This is a genomic window from Flavobacterium quisquiliarum, assembly GCF_019308285.1.
Classification (GTDB): Bacteria; Bacteroidota; Bacteroidia; order Flavobacteriales; family Flavobacteriaceae; genus Flavobacterium; species Flavobacterium quisquiliarum.
The window spans coordinates 419,067-438,839 of the sequence record NZ_WWEM01000020.1 but is presented as its reverse complement, the minus strand read 5'-3'; the positions used below and the strand labels follow the sequence as shown (position 1 = coordinate 438,839).

Below are 19,773 nucleotides of genomic sequence, written 5' to 3'. Positions count from 1 at the left end.
GTAACTTTGTAACTAATTGATAATTTCAATGACAACAAAGGGAATATGATTGTCATAACTCCCTTTGTTTCAAATCAGTTAAAAATTAAAACCATCTTTTATCTCCTGCTACGCCTGTACCAGCGAAACCTGTACCTTCTTTTATATGAAAATCGCCAACAGCAGGATTTACAAATAAACCATAAATATCTAACGGAACTGCTGTAATTCCTGTAAATGGTCTGGCATCAACAATTAAATCTTTGGTCATATAACTACCTGTGTATGAAATTTGAATACTTGCATAAGTACCATTGGTGCTATTGATTTTAGCTCCTCCGTTTGGCCCTCCAATAATCATATTCTGAAGCGTAAGCTGTACTGGTTTTGCATTATCAAAAAGCCATAAATGTCCCATTGCAGTCGTAATATTTACGCAGGTAATGTTTGAAAAATTAATTTTTGTTGCCACACGAACATCCGCAAAACGAGTACTGATTTCTGTTAAAGTACAATTTTGAGCCGTAATCGAATTGATAACCTGTCCAGCTGCTACGTTAAAGACACCATAACCTCCTGTTCTGGAAATCTTGCTATTTACAACATTCACATCATTTACTACAGAAGTACCGCTTAAACGTACTATAGAGTTAATATTATCTATTTCGCAGCCGTCAATATTAATGTTGTGTACATTTTTGGTTCCTAAATCAATAAAAAATGCGGCAGCAGAAGTGGTGTTTAGATATTGAATAATTAAATCATTAATCTGTGTTTGTACTCTAAAACGTGCATTTAGTAATTTAGGCAGTACACCATTAGAATCGGCAACACCCACAAAAGCAATATCATTAACTCCTGTCGGAATAGTGATATCTCCACCAATGTTATAAGTTGTATTTTTATCGAAAACAATGGTAAAGTTTTTAGAACCTGCAGCTACTAGGTCGCTAATAGCGGTTGCAATTGTAGTTGCATTATCAGTAGGAAGTACATTGTAAATCGTACTGTCGAATATACCTGTAGTTCTCACATTCAACGAACCTCTTACATTTGAATCATTAAGAATTTTTACTGTATAACTAGTTCCAATAGCCAAATTATCTATAACCAAAGAACCCGTTGTTTTCTGCTGTTCGGTTAAAGAAATTTCTCTAATACTTACTCCAGCTTGGTCATATAAAACAACTTTAGTAACCCTTGGAGAAATAATCCAGTCAACAGTTAAACTATTTGCCGCTGGAGTATAACTTTTAAATAACTGCTCCGCAGGTGTTCTAAAAAAGATCTGGCTTAGTTTAGATTCAAGTCCGGTAGCTTCACTTACACTTTTCATACGAACCGAATAACCAGAATCACCATCCAGCTCACTAAATAGTTCACGGTATTCTACTTTGGTCTGATTGGTAGAAGTTGCAAAAGGAATCAAACTAGCACTTGATAATTCAACCGTTTTTACAATTTGATTGAATTGCAAACTGTCTTTACTAAACTCAAATATATATTTAGTAGCGTCAATGGATTTTGTAAATTTTAATTCTACCTGAGTAGATTCAACTTTAGAGACTTCAAAAATCAAAGATTTAAAAAGGCGTTCGTGTCCTTCTTCTACATCCCAATCGTTATAATCTTTTTCACAGCTTACAAATACTAAAGCAAGCATAGAAAATAATCCGAATATTATATTTTTTTTCATTTTTTCCAATTTTAGAGGTTAAGACTTAATATCCGAAGGAGTTTGTTAAATTACCTTTAGACTCAAATAAATCTTCATAATAAATACAGAAATAATGTCTGTAATTACAGCTTTTATTTCCCATAGTGTATTGCACCAAATTGGATTGAATTTCTCCTCCATTAGTCATGGAACTTAAGAAGCTAGAATAATCATACGATTTATTAATACCTGTCGCCGCCAATAAAATACGTACCGGCCAATCGATATAATTTTTATTGGTTCCGCTGGTTGGTTTCTGTGCATTTTTTGTAAACCAAGACGCAGATAAATATTCCGGTCCAGGGCTGGCTCCTAAATTTCTATAGTAATTAATTGAACTCTTATCGATATATTCTGCATTCTTGAACTTGTAATAAATTGTCTGCGGAAAGTCAGATGCTTGATACGTTTTGTCAAAAATGGTAACCGCTTGTTTATTGTCCAACATTAAACACAATGTTTTTTTCATGGTTTCAATTTTATCGTATAAAAGTCCCCATCTTACCAAATCATGTTTACGGATAGCTTCACAGCCAAATTCCCATGCACGCTCATTCACAATGGCATTGAAGAAATCAGCATCATATTGTTTTACTTTTGATGAATTGCTTCCAAAAGCGCGGGCTCTTACGGTTTCTAATGCCTGACGCGGTGACATTTTTGCCACAGCATTAACATTATCTGGATTTGACAACTGACTTTCTGCTTCGGCAAACATCAAATAAATATCAGAATAGCGCATTAAAATCCAGTTTACTCCAGTGGCAATACGGGAATTCGCTGTTTTATGCAAAGTCAAATAAGAAGGATTCATCCAGTCAAGACGCCATTTTGCAAAACTGACATTAAGAGCATCTGTTTTCATTGTCTCTTTGTTTTCGCTTCCATAACTAGTCCAAGACAAAGTAGTATCCCTGCGTAAATCGTCCGGGTCAAAAGAATAAAAATAATAGGCCTGTGAACTCACATAACTTCCTCCAAAACCTCTTGAACCATATTTGGTATTAGAAGCTACTTCATACCCCATTAATGAACCAATGTCTCCATTATTCCCTAGACCAAAAGCCACTTCGAATAAGTTTTCATTTGAAGCATTCTGTCCTAGATTACAAACTGTTTTCCAGATATTTTCATAATTTGGATCTAAAGAATGCTGATGTTCTGAACTTCCTAAAATTTCTGCGGTTTGCTGCGCTACAATCTGATAGTAATCACGCCAGTTTTTAACACGTCCCACATAATATCCATTTTCAGCCTGCATTGTTGGATGATGTTCCACATTTTCATCTGAAAAAAGGTTACCATCGTGTAACGACCATCCTCCTGCAAATAATGCTACTCTCGCTAACAATCCTTTGGCGAAAGCCTTAGAAATACGTTCTGCTGTAGTATATTCTGGTGCCGTTTTAAGATATGGCAGATATCCTACAGCTTCAGTCAAATCTTTTACCAGTTCTGCATAAACGGCATCTCTATCTGTTTTTCCGATATAGACATTAGAAAGATCCGATTTTGATGGTTCGCCTTTATAAGGAATATCACCCCAAAATCTAACCAATTCAAAATAAGCAAGAGCTTTAAGGGTTAAGGCTTCACCTAAAAGCGGTTTCATTTCGTTTGCTTTGGATTCGTAAATAGGAGAATTGCGAATGCCGTCTACAGCAGTGGAAGCCAATTCGGCAAACTGAAACAAACTCTCCCATTTGGTCGTAGTGTTATAAGGATCATCATAAAAATTACCCGCTCCAGAATCAGAACTTGTCGAGTTGTATCCTGTTGTTGTAAATCCTGAATTGGTTTCAATATCACTGACACCCTGCCAGTTTACAGACAATTTCTGTCCATAAATGTAGGTATCTGTCATTTTTCCATACACTCCCATCACGGCAGCTTTAGCCATTGAAGTAGTATTGAAAACCGTTTGTGAACTTAATTTTGAAGGCGAAGTGGTTTCCAAAAAGTCCTCATTGCAGGAAACGGTTCCTAAGACAAGAAGGACAAATGCAGTATAAATATATTTTTTCATGATAATAGACAATTAAAAAGTTATGTTGGCACCAAATAATAGGGTTCTGGCTTTTGGATAAGCCGACCAGTCAAGTCCAGGTGTTAAAGGAGAACTATTTGTACTTACTTCTGGATCTTGTCCTGAGTAACGAGTCCAAACTTTTAGGTTATTACCCGACACATAACATCTTACTTTTTGAATAAATTTTCCTTTGGCAATAGTTTCAGGAAGTGTATAACCAATAGTAAGATTTCCTAAACGCAGAAATGAACCGTCCTCAATAGCCCAATCTGTAATAATAGTAGAGTTAGACAATGGATGCCAGATGCTTGCACCTTGGTTTATTTCCTGCAATAATTGCGGATTGGCATCATTACCAAACATGATATTATTTCCAGTAACTGGATCAATGGTTGTAAAACGATTATCCAGACTCATCAATGCATTAGCGTTATTGTAACGTTTAGAACCGCTGAAAGTTGAGTTATCTATTTTATTGGCATTATAAATATCATTTCCATAAGACCAGTTGAAAAGTGCTGAAAAATCTAAACCTTTAAAACCACCGCTAAGAGCAAAACCTCCCGTATGTTTAGGCTGTGCACGTCCAATAACTTTTCGGTCTTCATCAGGATTAATTACGTTGCCTGTACCGCTTAGTTTTTTTAGTTTCATATGTCCTGGCCCAAAATAATTACCAGAAGTCGTAATTACTTTTGATGCATCGGCAACACCATCTTTTAGAATCCATTTTTTCTGTACAGTATCGAAATTAAAATCATCGAATGTATACATTCCGTCAGATACATAACCATACATCAAACCAACTGGCTGTCCTACACGAACTCTATAATCGTCACGTCCAACATTAGGCGCCCAGTTCGATGCTGCAATCATTTCGTTAGAACCGTCTAAACTTTTTACAACATTTTTGTTAAAGGCAATATTAAAGTTAGCGGATAATCTAAATTGAGAAGTTTCAACAATATTTCCGTTTACTGTAAATTCGATTCCTTTATTAGAGGTACTTCCGATATTTTGGTATTGTGAAACATAACCTGAGTTGGAAGGCAATGCTACCGCTAATATCAAGTCATTAGTATCAATTTTATAAGCATCAATATTAATGGTCAGTCTTTGATTAAAGAATCCTAGATCCAATCCTAAATTGGTAGAAACCGTAGTTTCCCAAGTAAGATTTTCGTTCTTTAAAGTGTTCGAAGGTTTTAAAGAACTCTGCCCCACTTCACTTACATAAATAAGACGATTAGCCGCTGTTTCAAAACTATAATCCTGACGCCAGTAGGAACCTACACGAGCATTTCCTACTTCTCCGTAGCTTAAACGAAATTTAGCATCAGATAACCAACTCTTGGTCTTTTCCATAAATTTCTCATCAGACATACGCCAAGCGAATGCTGCTCCTGGGAAATATCCCCAGCGGTTGTCTGGAGCAAAAACGTTTTTACCATCAAAACGAGAAGTAAAACTGAAGATGTATTTATCATGAAGCGTATAATTAATACGACCGAAATAAGAAGACGTTCTGGTTGGCTCTCCAATTGTAGTATAAGTAGGCAGAGGCGTCCCATAATTCCACATTGCCAAAACATCATTGGCACCAAAATCTGAAGGGAAAAATTTAGATTGTATCAATGTTTCATTAACCTGAGAGCTTCTTGCTTCCTGTCCTAACAAAACATTAAACTTGTGTACCGTTTTGTTAAATGATCTATCATAACTTAACGTATTTTGAATAGACCAATCTGCTCCTTTCACATCCTGACGTTTTGCTACCGGCTGTCCACCGTTTGCACTCGCTTCTCCTGTATTTCGAAGCCAGATATTATCTGTATAATTTCTATTTACTGCATAACTCCCCTGAGTAACTATCGAAAGTCCTTTTATGGGTTTCCAAGTCAAACCTCCATTCATCGTCAGATTAAGATTGTTCTGCTCTTTGTATTCGTTGGTAATGTTGTAAATAGGATCATTTAAACTACTCAAGGCTTCGGCTGAACTTATATTGTCCGTACCTCCTAAAGCTAATGCAGGATCCAGATAAGTTAAACTTCTTACAGGAGCATATTTAATACCATCTTTCAGTTTTCCTCCGTTGGAAACACTTGGCCCTGTAATTATTGTATTAGAAAAACGAGAGTTGAAATCAAAACGGAATTTAGAACTCAATTCTTTATTCAGTTTAAAACTTACATAATCTCTTTTATAAGCAGAATTAACCATGATAAAATCTTCCTGATCATGGGTGTAATTTACTTTGTACTGCAGTTTTGCATCTCCACCTGTTAACCCCATATCAGTATGCGTCTGCACGCCTGTATTTCCGTAAAGCTGTTCCTGCCAGTCAAAACCTTTTTTAGATTTGTAAATATCCCTGTCTTCCCATAAACCATAGGCAGAATAAAAACTAGTACCCGCTACATTAGATCCCGGATCAAGTTCTTTCTGAAAGTATACATACTCATAAGGAGATAAAACATCGGTAAGATTGTAGGTCTTTTTTAAGCCAGTATAGGCATTTACCGTAATTTCGGTCTTTCCTTTTTTTCCTGATTTTGTCGTAATCAATACTACTCCATTTGCTCCTTGAGAACCGTAGATTGCAGTCGATGAAGCATCTTTTAATACATCAATAGTTTCAATATCGCCAGGCGGAATATCATTAATAGAATTGACCTGAAAACCGTCTACAATATAAAGTGGTGAATTGTCCTGAGTAATAGAACTTCCTCCACGTACTCTTACGTTAATCTGTGCATCTGGAGAGCCTTCTGTAATAGTTACATTTACCCCTGCCAAACGTCCAGCGATAGCCTGTAAAGCCGAAGTTGCAGGAATATCTTTCAAATCCTTCATGTTTACAGAAGCAACAGAACCTGTTAAATCTTTACGTTTCGCAGTTCCATATCCAATTACGACTACTTCATCAAGGTTGGTCGAGGAATCTTTCATTGTAACATTAAAACTGCTTCTTCCTCCAACAGCAATATGCTGGGTTTCCATACCAATAAAAGAGAAAGTCAGTGTACCCTCTGAAGGAACTTTTTCAAAAACAAAACTTCCGTCAATATCGGTCATTGTTGCTTTTTTAGTGCCTTTTAATACAATTGACACACCTGGAATTCCCAGTCCTTTTTCATCTACCACTTTCCCTTTTACCGTTATTTCATTTTGAAAAGATGGCAATAAATCAAAAGAGAAATGGTTATGGTTCTTACTGTTTCGGGAAAAATCGAAACGGGTTAGTGTGCTTGAATTTGAGTTCGTATTGGCATTGGCAGAAAAATCAAAGAGTAAAACTACTGCTGAAAGCAAAGCGGCTTTATTCCTAACTTTCTTTACCATGCCAAAGTGATTCTTTGACAAATTCTTTTTCATACAATAATGGTTTAAATTGGTTAGTTAGTATAGTTAATAGTGAATATTAATTTTAAAAATGATCTCGTCTTAGGCCTAGTTTTGAAGCCGAAATAAGATCATGATTAAACAATGCTTAAATAAGCAGCATTAAAAAAACACATTCCGAAAAAACGGATTTGTTTTTATGATTTATTGTTAAAACAAAACTAGATTTTAATCCTAATTTGAAGGAGGTCTAAACACAATATGATAGGGGGCATTTCACAGAATCCCTTTATTTTCAACACTTTCAGAAATTACATCAGAAAAAACATCTGTTTTTGATCATTACAATTCCTAAAAAAACATCCAATGCTACCGTATAAAAAAAGAGCTGTGATTTTAAGAATATCACAGCTGCTTTTTATCTTTAGAAAACAATCAAAAATTAATTGGCATACTGAAAAGTATAACTTTTTCCTTTTTCTGTTTTAACATCAAATTCGAATGTTTTTGCTACTGCTGTTCCTTTAAATTCGGCACTGGAAGAAACCACTGGTTTTTCGACCGGCTGGTATTTATAAAAAGTGTTCGGATTAATTCCTTTGGCTGTACTTAATCCTGAACCTTTTAATGGAACATAGCTTCTCATACGAAGATTTCCGCCCAGATTCGATTTAATTGTTACAGAAACTAATTTGCCGTTTTTCCATTGCATATTTTCGATTTCAAAACCACCTCGAGCTTTTAATCCTTTAATTGAACCATTCTGCCAAACATCTGGTAAAGCCGGTAATAAACTCAGAGCGCCATCGTGGCTTTGCAGCAACATTTCGGCTATACCAGCCGTACAGCCAAAATTTCCGTCTATTTGAAATGGAGGATGCGCATCAAACATATTGGTATAGGTACCACCATCAGGATCTTTAATAGTGGCGTTGGCAGGTTTCAAATTGAGCTGATTCGTAATCAGTTTATAAGCATGATTTCCATCTAAATATCTGGCCCACAAACACACTTTCCATCCCATTGACCAGCCACGGCTTGCATCTCCTTTTCCAATAAGCGAGTTTCTGGAAGCTTCAAAAAGTTCGGGAGTTTTAAAAGGTGAAACTTCTCGTCCCGGAAACACTCCCCATAAATGAGACACATGTCGATGTGCATCATTTTTACGATCCCAATCTTCCAGCCATTCCTGCAATTGTGTGTATTTCCCGATATGCATTGGCGGTAGTTGCTGACGGATTTTTTTCAATTCTGTTATAAATTGCTGGTCTACTTTCAAAATTTCAGCTGCATCAATAGTATTCGAAAGTAAATCAAACACCATTTGATTGTCCATTGTCACACCGGCAAAAACAATACAACGTTCTGTACCTATACTTCCATCTTGTTTTGTATATTCATAGGATTGCAAACCAGGAGTATGTTCAGGAGAAATAGAAGACGAAACTACCAGATATCCTGTTTTCTTATCTTTAATTAAGAAATCCTGATAAAATTCGGATGCACTTTTAAGTATTGGATACACTTCTTTTAAATAAGATTGGTCTCCAGAAAAAAGAAATTTTTCCCATAAATGTGAAGCAAACCATGCATTACAAGTAGGCCAGATTCCTGCCGTCGCATCAACAGCACCAGTAGAACGCCATAAATCGGTATTATGATGCAGCGTCCAGCCTCGAGCTCCATACATTTCCGAAGCCGATTGTTTTCCTGTTTCACTAACTTCTTTAATTAATTGGATAAAAGGTTCATGGCATTCTGAAAGATTGGTTACTTCGGCTGGCCAATAATTCATTTCAACATTAATGTTGGTTGTATATTTGCTGTCCCACGCTGGATACTGTCCGGCATTTGGATTCCAAATTCCTTGTAAATTAGCTGGCTGAGTTCCAGGCTGAGAAGAAGCAATAAGCAAATAACGTCCAAACTGAAAATAAGTAGAGACCAAATCGGGATCATCTGTTTTTGAAAATGCAGCAATACGTTGGTCTGTAGGTTTATTTATCTGTGGAGAACTGCCTAAATCCAACTGAACTCTATTGAATTGTTTTTGATAAAAGGCAATATGATCTTCTTTCGCTTTTTGATACGATTTAGAAAAAGCTTTCAGATACTCTTTCGCTCGTTTCTCAGCATCGGCAGTAATATCTTTATAGTTTTTAAAATTGGTAGCTACTGATATATAAATAAAAGCTTCATCTGCATTTTTTACATTGATGGATTCTCCTTCTTTTGATTGAGTTCCACCTTTTGCTTCAACTTTTATCTGTGTATTAAAATGCAGTAAGTTGGTTATATTTTCTTCCTTCTCACGAGCACATTGACCATTGACCACAAGCAATTGATTCTGATTGGCAGGTACTGAAGCTGTCACTTTTACCATATTGGTTTTAAGAGGGCCTGCAAACGAAGCATTAAAATCAACAGCGCCTTTTTTATCTGCAGAAAGTCGAATAATAATAAGCTGATCTGTAAAAGAAGTAAAAACTTCGCGCTGAAAGTTTAAACCTTCTACAGTATATTTAGTCGTTGCAATAGCCGTTTTTAAATCCAGATCTCTGTAAAAATTAGTATACTTTTCGTGGTTTGGAACAGATAAAACCAAATTCCCAATGGATTGATACACTTGTCCATGCGAAGTTGTTTTGCGATCTGCAATAATATCGGACAAAGCCAGTTTCTGCGCTTCGATAAAATTTTCATCCTGAAGATAATTCTGAATCTGCTTCAGGCTTTTTTTAGCATTTGAATTGATGTTCTGATAAGGACTTCCCGACCAGAAAGTATCTTCGTTAATCTGTATCGTATCCGATTGAGGCACACCGTAAACCATGGCTCCTAACCTTCCATTGCCAAGAGGAACAGCGTCTGTCCATGCTTTGGAAGGTTTATCATACCATAAGACTAATTTTTTCTGGGCATAAGAATGGAACAGAAAAGATAAAAAGACGAAAAACGATAAAACCGATTTATTTAAAAGAATTTTCATACACTATTATTTTACGGAAGGCATCCATTTATCAGATCCATTTAATACATTTTCCATCGAATACAATTTGGCTTCAGCAGCAGAAATTACTTTTAAACCTTCCCATTTTGCACGACCAGTCATATTCGCGCCTTCTCCTTTATTGTTGTATTCATACAGATGCAAATCGGCACTGGTGGAAGCATAATCCATACGCCAGGTTGTAGGCCATCCCAGCGGATTCAATTCTTTGGACATTTCACAATTCAGCCATGCTACCTTTGGATAATTATGCCAAGGTCGACCAAGACTAAAAGGCTGTTTATCATCATTAATACGAGGGCTGTTACCAATAAAAGTCAGTTTGCATTTGTTGAACACGAAACCATATTTTTGATCTTTTGGCGTACTTGGAGCCGTAATCCAGCCACCACCGTAACTTCTGATTTCACAACTGTCAAAATAACCTATTCCACCACCGTAGATATAGTCTGTTCTTCCTAAAACCATACAGTTTTTAAAGTAGCTTCGAGTACCATCCTTCCCAAGAAGCATGGTATCCTGATAGCCTAAAAAATTACAATTGATAAAAGTATTTTTATCTGAGGTTATAAAAACAGCTAAAGCCTGTCCAACAGGGCCAGCGGTATTTTGAAAAGTTATATTCTCTGCTCTAAACTCATCTCCCTGAATCGTTACCGAAGCTGAAGTTCTAATATTCTGACCTTCCCATTTCGCTGCATCTTCGGCTGGACATTTATTGTTTAAACCGCCAGTGCAGTCAAAAATATGATAACTCAGTATTGTTTTTTCACGGTTTTCTCCTTTAAAAGTGATTCTCTTTTTATCAGCAGGAACAATGATTTTTTCAGTATTGTATAATCCGTTTTTTATAAAAATGATGGTGCGTGTTGCTTTATCAGATGGTACTGCATTAACAGCATCCTGAATTTTAACATAATCACCGCTTCCATCTAGGGCTACTGTGATTTTATCTTTAGTCTGGGCTGCTAAATAGTTGGGTACAATTATCATACAGGCTATAAAAACAGCCCATTTGTAAAAGGAATTTTTCATAATTTAAGTCTTGGAAAGTTATTAATTTGGTTTTGTAAGCCAAATGCTTACGGATAGTTAGTTTTATTTCTGAGGTTTCGCAAGAAAGCCCATTTCGTTTAACCAAGTTTCACATAAAGCTGGCCATAATTGTGTAGAACCTGGATTATTGCGAAGCGCGATGTTATGATCTCCCTGCGGAAAAATATGTAACGCCGCTTTTGCATTAGCTTTTAAAAGCGCTTGATAATATTGGATGCTATTGAGTGGATTTACCACGTGATCGTCCGCTGCACAAATAACAAATGCAGGTGGTGTAGCGGTAGTAACATTTAATTCACCCGAAAAAAGCTGTTCGTTTTTGGGATCTGGATTTGTTCCCAATAAAGCTTCATAACTTCCTTTATGTGCATTCTGCTTCATGCTGATAGCTCCAGAAATAAGAATTTGAAAATTCGGCTGTATGCTCACCGAATCCAAATCGTCTTTAATCTGAGCATAATCAGTAGTAATGGTGGCAAGATTGGATGTTAAACCTCCACCTGCAGAAGCTCCCATCACTCCAATTCTAGAAGGATCTATTCCCCATTGAGAAGCTCGGCTTCGGATCATTTTAATAGCTCTCTGACCATCTATAATTGGCCCAAAAGCAGGATTTACCAAATCAGGCGAAGTTGGAAGCCGATACATGACTACAAAGGCATTTACGCCAAAAGTGTTGAACCATTTAGCCAATTGAAATCCCGCAATATTGTAAGTAAGTTTTTTATAACCACCGGGAGGAAAAATTAAAACTGCTGCTCCGGTGTTTTCTTCTTTCGAAGTAAAAAAAGCATATATCGACGGATTATCAACCTGAGTTATGCGTTCACGATCTTCTATTCTTTTTAATTTCATTCCTTTGGAATTAGGCATCTTTCCTTTTTCCCAAAGCGGTATAATTTCTTGGCTAAAAGCTGTATTTATAAAAATAATGGATAAAAAAAGCAATACAATATTTTTCATTTTTATTTGTCTTTTTTAATGAAAGGTGTTTTTACAAGAGATAAGAAATTATTACCCTGAATTACATCTGAATTAACGGCTTCAACAAAAATGGAAGCAGGTACTTTCTGGAAACAGTTGTTGACCACTATCGTTTTACAGTTTTCTAATTTAATTATTGGCTGATCTGCAATCGGTTTTTTAGATTTCACATCATTAAACAACAGTTTTTCACAATTCGTAAACTCGAAAGATGGGCCTTTTTCGGCCACTATATCTACATTCGCGAAAGTCAGATTGGTTCCTAGATTTCCTGTAAAACCTTCTTTGGCTTCCATATTAATATTTGTGAAAGTAAGTTCATCGATAGGCATTTCTTCGATTCCATAAATCACTCCCACTTTATTAATGCTTCTGCCTGTTACGTTGCTGATGGCTATATTTCTAAAGATTGGAGTACGCTCAGAAACAGGTTCTATTTTGGATGATCTATCATAAAAAAGATCAAATGTAAAGGCGTTACGACCAATATTTCGCATCACTATATTGGAGACCATAATGTTTTCCACAACTCCTCCACGACCTCTAGAAGCTTTCATTCGGATTCCTGCATCTGTTCCGTCAAAAACACAGTTTGTAATGACTACATTTTTTACGCTACCAGACATTTCGCTTCCAATTACAACACCTCCGTGACCTGCCAGCATCACACAATTGGTAATGGTAATGTTTTCGCATGCTTTTCCATATTCGCGTCCGTGAAAGTCTCTACCTGATTTTATAGTAATACAATCATCTCCTACACTGATAAAACAATCGGATATTCTAACATTGGAACAAGAAGAAGGATTAATACCATCTGTATTTGGGCCGTGTGGTTCTTTATCCGGATTCAGGATTGTTACTCCATGTATGCGTACATCATTGCAACCTACTGGATTAATAGTCCAAAATGGAGAATTCAAAATGCGAATCCCTTCGATATTGATTTTATTACATTCCAAAAACTGAATAAAAGGAGGTCTAAAAAACTGTGTTTTTAATGTATTTTCATAATACGGTTCTACTTTTAATTCTTTGTTCTGTTCTGCCCAAAGTTTTTGTAATTCGGTTGGTTCTTTAAGTGTACCATTCGATTTTAATTCCTTATTGATTCTCATAGCCTCTTCCCACCACGCAAAACCATTTCCATCTATAGTACCTTCTCCTTTAATGCTAATATTTTCAGCTTTTTGGGCATTAAACAAAGGAGCAAATGTTTTCATAAACACACCTTCATAACGTACTTTTTGAAAAGGCAGATAATCATTAAAATTGGATGAAAATTTTAAAGTGGCACCAGCTTCTAAATAGATGGTAATATTGCTTTTTAAAGTGATAGCGCCTGTTAGATAATTACCAGCTGGAAAATACAAAGTCCCTCCTCCGTCTTTTGAAGCCAGATCAATGGTTTTATGAATGAGCGCTGTACAGGATTTTTTACCCGAATTATCTGCTCCTAATGCCTTAAGATCAAAGCTTTTTGCCAAAACGCTTAGGGAATTTAGAAAAAAGATAAAACAAAATAGTTTGTAATAAAATTTATGGTTCATGGTTTAGTAAGTATGATAGTAAATAAGAATATTAAAGATTTTATGGTGTAGCCGAACTGAGATTCCATTGATTCTCTACTTTGAAAATAACATCAAAAGTGAGCTTACGATTTTGTTCAACAGATAGTAGATGCGACCATTTGACTCGCTTATTTGTCAAAGCTCCCGGACCGTAATTTTTAAACTCGGCATAATAAGCCGTTTTTTCACTTTCCGGTTTTCCCCAGTTATGCCATCCTTCCGGATTGATATGAGAATCCATAAAACAACTGGAAAAAATTACATTCGCATATTCACGCCACGGCCGTCCCAGATACACTTTTCGAACATTTGGTGCAGATAAAAGTTTACAGTTCAAAAAGACAAAACCATATTTGCTGTTTTTAGAAGTATTTGCCGCTGTGATATACGAATTGGCTTTACTATACAAAGTACAATTATCAAAAACAGCGGTAGCCGAACCAAAAATATAATCGGTAGTGCCTTCTATGTAACAATTATTAAAATAGTGCCGTCTATTTTCTCCAGCTGTATATAAAGTATCCTGATTGCCTAGAAACTTACAATTGGATGCTTTAAAATAATCTCCTTCGACATGCAGCGCCACAGCCTGTCCAACAGCTCCCGCAGTATTCTCTATTGTTATATTTTGAAGACTAATATTATCGGCTAGTATTTTTAAAGTATAACTTGTAAAAGTGCCAATATCAGGCTGGCCATTATAATTATTAAATGAAATAATGGTCTGGTCTTTACTTTCTCCAATAAGAGAGATATTACTGTTAAAAGAATCGATTATGATTTTTTCCTTATAAATCCCTTTTTTAATAAAAATAGTTTTCGGGTTAGATGGAAAAGCGCCACAAGCGGTAATGGCTTCCTGAATCGAAATAAAATCGGCTGAACCATCTAATGAAACTGTAATAGTATCTTGAACAATTGCACTCCATCCTTTTGGGAAAACAGTAAAAAATAGAAAAAAGCAGAATAATAAAGTGATATTTTTTTTCATAATAGTATCTAGTGCAGTTTAAATTTCAAACTGTCAACAGGTACAAACATAGAATGTTTCCCAGTAAAGAATATGGGACATTTTACAATTACTCTAGGGTGAAATCACAAAAAAGACCTTAAAAACAGCGGAATAATTAAAACTGGAAACAATTTGATAAAATACGATCTACTTATTACTCAAAATCTATTGGTTAATTTTTCTAATTAGTAAAAGAAGATATTTAAAAAGCTGCTAAACTAAAAAGGGTAAAGCATATTTGCTTTACCCCCCTTAATATTTAAAATTTCTCCTTTGTTGTTTTGTTTGGAATTCATTCTTTCAGACGATTATCCAGTTTAAATCTTAAATATTGATTATCAAATACAAAATTTGATTCTTTAGCATTTACCATTAAAGTATTAGGTTGTTTTGGCGCATAAAACGAAGCATTAATAAGCGGTTGGCCATCAATAGTAATTAACATTTTGTCTTCATCTAATTTTTGAATAACATTTAATTTTGATAGTGAACTGAAATAAGCTTTATTGTTTCGACGTAATGCACTACCGTATATAATACAAATTTCCGCGACATCCTCTGTTTTACTGTTTTCATTATAAGTTACTGCAAACATATAGGCATCGGTTTCCCAGCCTTCAGCCCATATCCAAGAATTGGAATGCATTAAAGTGCCATCGGCTAATTGATTAATAATAATATCTGTAATCTTGCCATTATTACGTACACGAATTCCAATCCAATCTTTACCTTCAATTTTTTCTATTTTAGGCATTTTATCTGTTTCGTTATCTTTTAAGATTATCGCGGTTAATCCTTTAACTTTTTTAGCTTCTACTGGGGATTTAACGGAATAATAAATTGTTTCTCCTTTTAAATCTTCAGAAGGAGCTTTACGTTCTTCAAAACGGGAGAAAGTTGGATAGTCGTGTACAAAATTGGAAGGGGTAATATATTCAGGATATATCGGACGAATAGTTAGTGCTGCTTCGTTGTGTTTTACATTAATATCTATTCCATTCTTTTTTACTTCTCCTTCTAAATGCCACAGCCATTCAAAGTTTCCTTCCTTATATGTTTTTAAATCATCAACAATATAAATGATATTATCGATCCATAAAAAATGTCTAAAATTGCGAATGAAATTATTAGAAGTTGGACCAGTTGCATTGGCTAAAACATATTTTATGGTACCAGCATCCAATAAATTAGTAAGTTTACCATCCAACATAGAACCTTCATATTGCTGATTGATAGGCTGTCCTTCTCCATTAAATAAAACTACATTATGGGCTTGGCTTTGAAAAAAATATTCGCGGTAGGCAGGATTTGGATACCAACAGTGACCACCGTCTGCAATTAGGTTTTCTCCTTTATGATATACTAAAAATGAATTGGCATCTGCGTGTGAATGGTTCCAGGTGTGCCCACTTTTTACACCTAACATTGTCGCATCTGGTTTCCATGCATTTCGCAAGGTAGCCCAGCCAAAATCTGCAAATAACTGTGAGTTTTTTAGATTTGGTTCTTTGGGAGCCTGACTTGTATTGGGATAATACAAAAATCCTAAAGGTGTGTTTCTATAAAGTCCTTCCCTATTGTTACCCAGTTCAGTTTGCTTTAAATACCATAACATATTATCCTCTTTTTGACCTAAGGCATAGAGGAGCAACATCACGTTTTCTGCTGTAATTTCTGCCCTGCTATCACCAAAATTGAGGCTTTGTATTTTTTTATCTCCTTGATAGGCACAATAAATGAAAAAATCGGGAGTGTTTTTTAATTCGGGTATATCTAAAAGTTTCGAATTGGGATGTGCGTTTTTCCATGCCAACATGTATACTAAAGCTTCTGATGTACCAAAATTGGCATAATTAATACTTTCGTACATACCTCCATTTTTATCGAAACTTTTAGGTTTATTTTGAAGTTCATCGCCGGCAAAAGCAAACCATTCTGGTAATTGTTCATAAAACAATGCTGCTGCGGTGGCCGCTTGAGGAACTTCGTTTGAAATACTCAATGCTAACAATCCAGACATACTAGCACAAGATGTCCACCAATTGTGCCCCATAGAATTGAGGGAATGAATTCTGGTTGGCTCTAAAAACCAATCACCCAAACCTGGTACGACACCATAATTAAATAAACCTTCAGCGATTTCTTTTCTTTCCGCTTCTGAAAGTATATTGTAAATCCCGTCATAGGCAATAGCGCTAATACGGCATTTATGAGAAAATCCTAAATCTGCTCGCCAAGCGGGTTTACGCAACATCATCTCGTCAGTACTACTCCATTGTTTACCTCTTACTGAATTCAATAATATTTCTTTTGCTTTTTCGGCATATTTTTTATCATTAGACATTAAATAAGCCAAAGCCAAATAATCGGTCTTTAATAAATCATTTTTAGAAAGCGCATCATCTGCTTGTTTTTTAATGATTTTCCATGCTTCCTTTAATTTTGGATCACTATCCGCCATTTTTTTTGCGTAGTTGACTCTTTCTGAAGTTAACAATAATGCAGGGTGCTGTATTTTTTGCGACCATAATAGATTAGAAGCTATTATAAAAGTCGTTATCAATATTTTTTTCATATTCCAATTTTAAAAAATTGTTTGCTCATCTATATCGACGTGGTAATATTTGAAAAATAGGCTGCTATACAAGATAACAGCCTAATCAATTAACTTATTTGATGATTAACTATGACTTAAAGTCTGCAAGGTTGTAAAGCTTAATTCCAACCACAAATTGCACAAATTTTCGGAAATTAATTTGTGTCAATGCACCCCGACTGATCGTGAATAAGCGAAGCAAATTTGCGGCTAAAAACTTTTTAGAAGCTGAAAACTAAATGCACTAAAGTGCATCGTTTTAACTATTTTTGAGAATAATAAATTATAGCGTATCAAAATCTATTCGTTTGAAGGCTTACCAATTGTAGCCAAAATACCTCCATCAACATAAATTACTTGACCATTAATAAAATTACTTGCTTCTGAAGCTAAAAAAACAGCTGTACCAGCAAGATCTTCAGGCTCACCCCAACGTCCAGCGGGTGTGCGACTGATGATGAAATCATTAAATGGATGTCCATCTACACGAATTGGAGCTGTTTGTGAAGTGGCAAAATAGCCTGGTCCAATAGCATTAACCTGTACATTATACTTAGCCCATTCTGTAGCTAAACTACGGGTCAGCATTTTAAGCCCTCCTTTAGCTGAAGCATAAGCACTTACATTGTCACGCCCCAATTCACTCATCATAGAGCAGATGTTAATAATTTTACCAGAGCGACGTTCGATCATGTTTTTAGCCACTAGTTTAGACATGATAAAAGGACCAATAAGGTCTACATCAACTACTTTTCGGAAATCGGCAACTGGCATATCTAAGGCTAATACTCTTAAAATAATTCCAGCATTATTTACCAGAATATCAATTTTACCGTGATTTTTTTCGATATCTGCTACTTGTTTCTCTGCTTCTACCTCATCGGTAACATCAAATACATAACCTGAAGCTTTAAATCCTAAATCTATATACTGCTCGATAGCAGCATCTAAAGGTTCTTTTAGGTTGTTTGTTATAATTAATTCGGCGCCTGCTTGCGCTAGACCAACAGCCATAGCCATTCCTAAACCGTGCGTAGCTCCTGTAATTAAGGCCGTTTTGCCTTGTAAACTAAATGAATTCATTTTCAACTTTTTTATTAGAATTTGGTTTAATAGATGATTTTGTTGCTAAACTTTCTGATAGTTCTTCGAGGGTTCTACCTTTGGTTTCAGGCATTTTAATGACTACCCATAATAATTGCCAAACCATCATTAGACAGAAAATCAAGAACACCGTAGTAGCGCCAATTTCTTTAAAAAGAAAAGGAATAAAAGATGGAATTAATGCAGCCAATATCCAATGCACAGAAGTGCCAAAAGCAGTACCTGCCGCACGCAATTTATTAGGGAACAATTCTGAAATAAAGACCCAAATTACCGAGCCTTGTCCTACTGCGTGAGAAGCAATGAATAAAAAGAAAAACAAAGGAACCGCCATACCTTTCCATTCAAAATAGAATGCCATAGTCACTAAAGCCAAGGAAACAATGTATCCAACAGAACCTAAATACATCAAGGTTTTACGTCCATATTTATCAATTAATGAAATCCCTATCAACGTAAATATTAAGTTTACCATACCGATGCCAATACTGCTAAAAAAGGAAGCCGATTTTTCAAGACCTGCCAATTCAAAAATCCGCGGTGCATAATATAAAAAGGCATTGATCCCAGAAAATTGATTGAATAAGGCAATAAAGAAAGCCAGCATTAACGGTTTTCTATATTTTTTCATAAAGATCGATTCATCTACTTTTTCTTTTACTTTTTCATTAGACATAGCTTCTAACTCCAACTCTGCTTCTTCGGGAGTATTTACCAAGAAAAGGATTTCTTTTGCTTTAATGGCATCTTTTTTATAATCGAAAATGTAACGAGGACTTTCTGGGATGCCCAAAACCAAAAGTGTATAAATTAATGCTGGCGCTGTCTGCACGCCTAACATCCAACGCCATGAATTTTCTCCTATATCCTGTAATAAATAATTGGAAAGAAAAGCGATTAGAATCCCAAAAACGATATTGAACTGGTAAAGTGCTACTAACTTACCACGGTCTTTAGCAGGAGCAATTTCAGAAACATAAGTTGGTGCTGCAATAGTTGAAGCTCCAATGCCTAAACCTCCCAGAAATCGGAAAATTGAAAAGACGATTGGGGAATTAGCAAAGGCCGTTCCAACCGCGGACAAGAAAAACAATACTCCTATTAAAATCAACGTGTTTTTACGGCCTAATTTATTGGTAGGTAACGCACCAAAAACAGCGCCTAATACAGTTCCCCAAAGTGCCGAGGACATTACCACCAAACCATGAAACAAATCCGAAGAATTCCATAATGTCTGTAATTGTTTATCGGCTCCCGAAATGACAACGGTATCAAAGCCGAAAAGAAAACCAGCCAATGCCACAACGACCGACCAGTAAATGATTTTTTTATTTTTCATTTTAAAAAAGGCAATTAAAATTTTGGTTTTA

11 protein-coding genes are annotated in these 19,773 nt (G+C 35.7%); all 11 read right to left on the bottom strand.

Going from position 1 to position 19,773, the window contains the following annotated elements; all coding sequences use genetic code 11:
* Positions 1 to 85: 85 nt before the first annotated feature.
* Positions 86 to 1,675, bottom strand: coding sequence for a DUF5123 domain-containing protein (locus GSY47_RS09560; RefSeq protein WP_179006002.1), 1,590 nt, complete (start codon positions 1,673 to 1,675; stop codon positions 86 to 88).
* Positions 1,676 to 1,700: 25 nt separating this feature from the next.
* On the bottom strand, positions 1,701 to 3,722 hold the full coding sequence (locus GSY47_RS09555) for a RagB/SusD family nutrient uptake outer membrane protein (RefSeq protein ID WP_179006001.1): 2,022 nt from the start codon (positions 3,720 to 3,722) through the stop codon (positions 1,701 to 1,703).
* 12 nt (positions 3,723 to 3,734) lie between these two features.
* On the bottom strand, positions 3,735 to 7,103 hold the full coding sequence (locus GSY47_RS09550) for a SusC/RagA family TonB-linked outer membrane protein (RefSeq protein ID WP_218651432.1): 3,369 nt from the start codon (positions 7,101 to 7,103) through the stop codon (positions 3,735 to 3,737).
* A 409-nt stretch (positions 7,104 to 7,512) separates the two neighbouring features.
* Positions 7,513 to 10,059, bottom strand: a complete 2,547-nt coding sequence (locus GSY47_RS09545; RefSeq protein ID WP_179005999.1) for a glycoside hydrolase family 95 protein — start codon at positions 10,057 to 10,059, stop codon at positions 7,513 to 7,515.
* Between the two features lie 6 nt (positions 10,060 to 10,065).
* Entirely contained in the window at positions 10,066 to 11,115 is a 1,050-nt protein-coding gene (locus tag GSY47_RS09540; RefSeq protein ID WP_179005997.1) for a pectinesterase family protein, read from the bottom strand.
* Between the two features lie 63 nt (positions 11,116 to 11,178).
* Complete coding sequence (locus GSY47_RS09535) at positions 11,179 to 12,099, bottom strand: alpha/beta hydrolase (protein WP_179005995.1); 921 nt, start codon at positions 12,097 to 12,099, stop codon at positions 11,179 to 11,181.
* Between the two features lie 2 nt (positions 12,100 to 12,101).
* Positions 12,102 to 13,607 (bottom strand): glycoside hydrolase family 28 protein, encoded by a 1,506-nt coding sequence (locus GSY47_RS09530; RefSeq protein ID WP_246611306.1) that lies wholly within the window; start codon positions 13,605 to 13,607, stop codon positions 12,102 to 12,104.
* A gap of 103 nt (positions 13,608 to 13,710) precedes the next feature.
* The gene (locus tag GSY47_RS09525; RefSeq protein ID WP_179005991.1) at positions 13,711 to 14,682 is read right to left on the bottom strand and encodes a pectinesterase family protein; all 972 of its coding nucleotides are present in this window, start codon (positions 14,680 to 14,682) and stop codon (positions 13,711 to 13,713) included.
* A gap of 313 nt (positions 14,683 to 14,995) precedes the next feature.
* A complete protein-coding gene (locus GSY47_RS09520) occupies positions 14,996 to 17,278 on the bottom strand; it encodes a heparinase II/III domain-containing protein (RefSeq protein WP_219071245.1) in 2,283 nt (760 codons plus the stop codon).
* A gap of 321 nt (positions 17,279 to 17,599) precedes the next feature.
* Complete coding sequence (locus GSY47_RS09515) at positions 17,600 to 18,382, bottom strand: gluconate 5-dehydrogenase (protein WP_179005988.1); 783 nt, start codon at positions 18,380 to 18,382, stop codon at positions 17,600 to 17,602.
* On the bottom strand, positions 18,369 to 19,742 hold the full coding sequence (locus tag GSY47_RS09510) for a sugar porter family MFS transporter (protein ID WP_179005986.1): 1,374 nt from the start codon (positions 19,740 to 19,742) through the stop codon (positions 18,369 to 18,371). Before GSY47_RS09510 ends, GSY47_RS09515 begins: the two co-directional genes overlap by 14 nt.
* Positions 19,743 to 19,773: the final 31 nt, after the last annotated feature.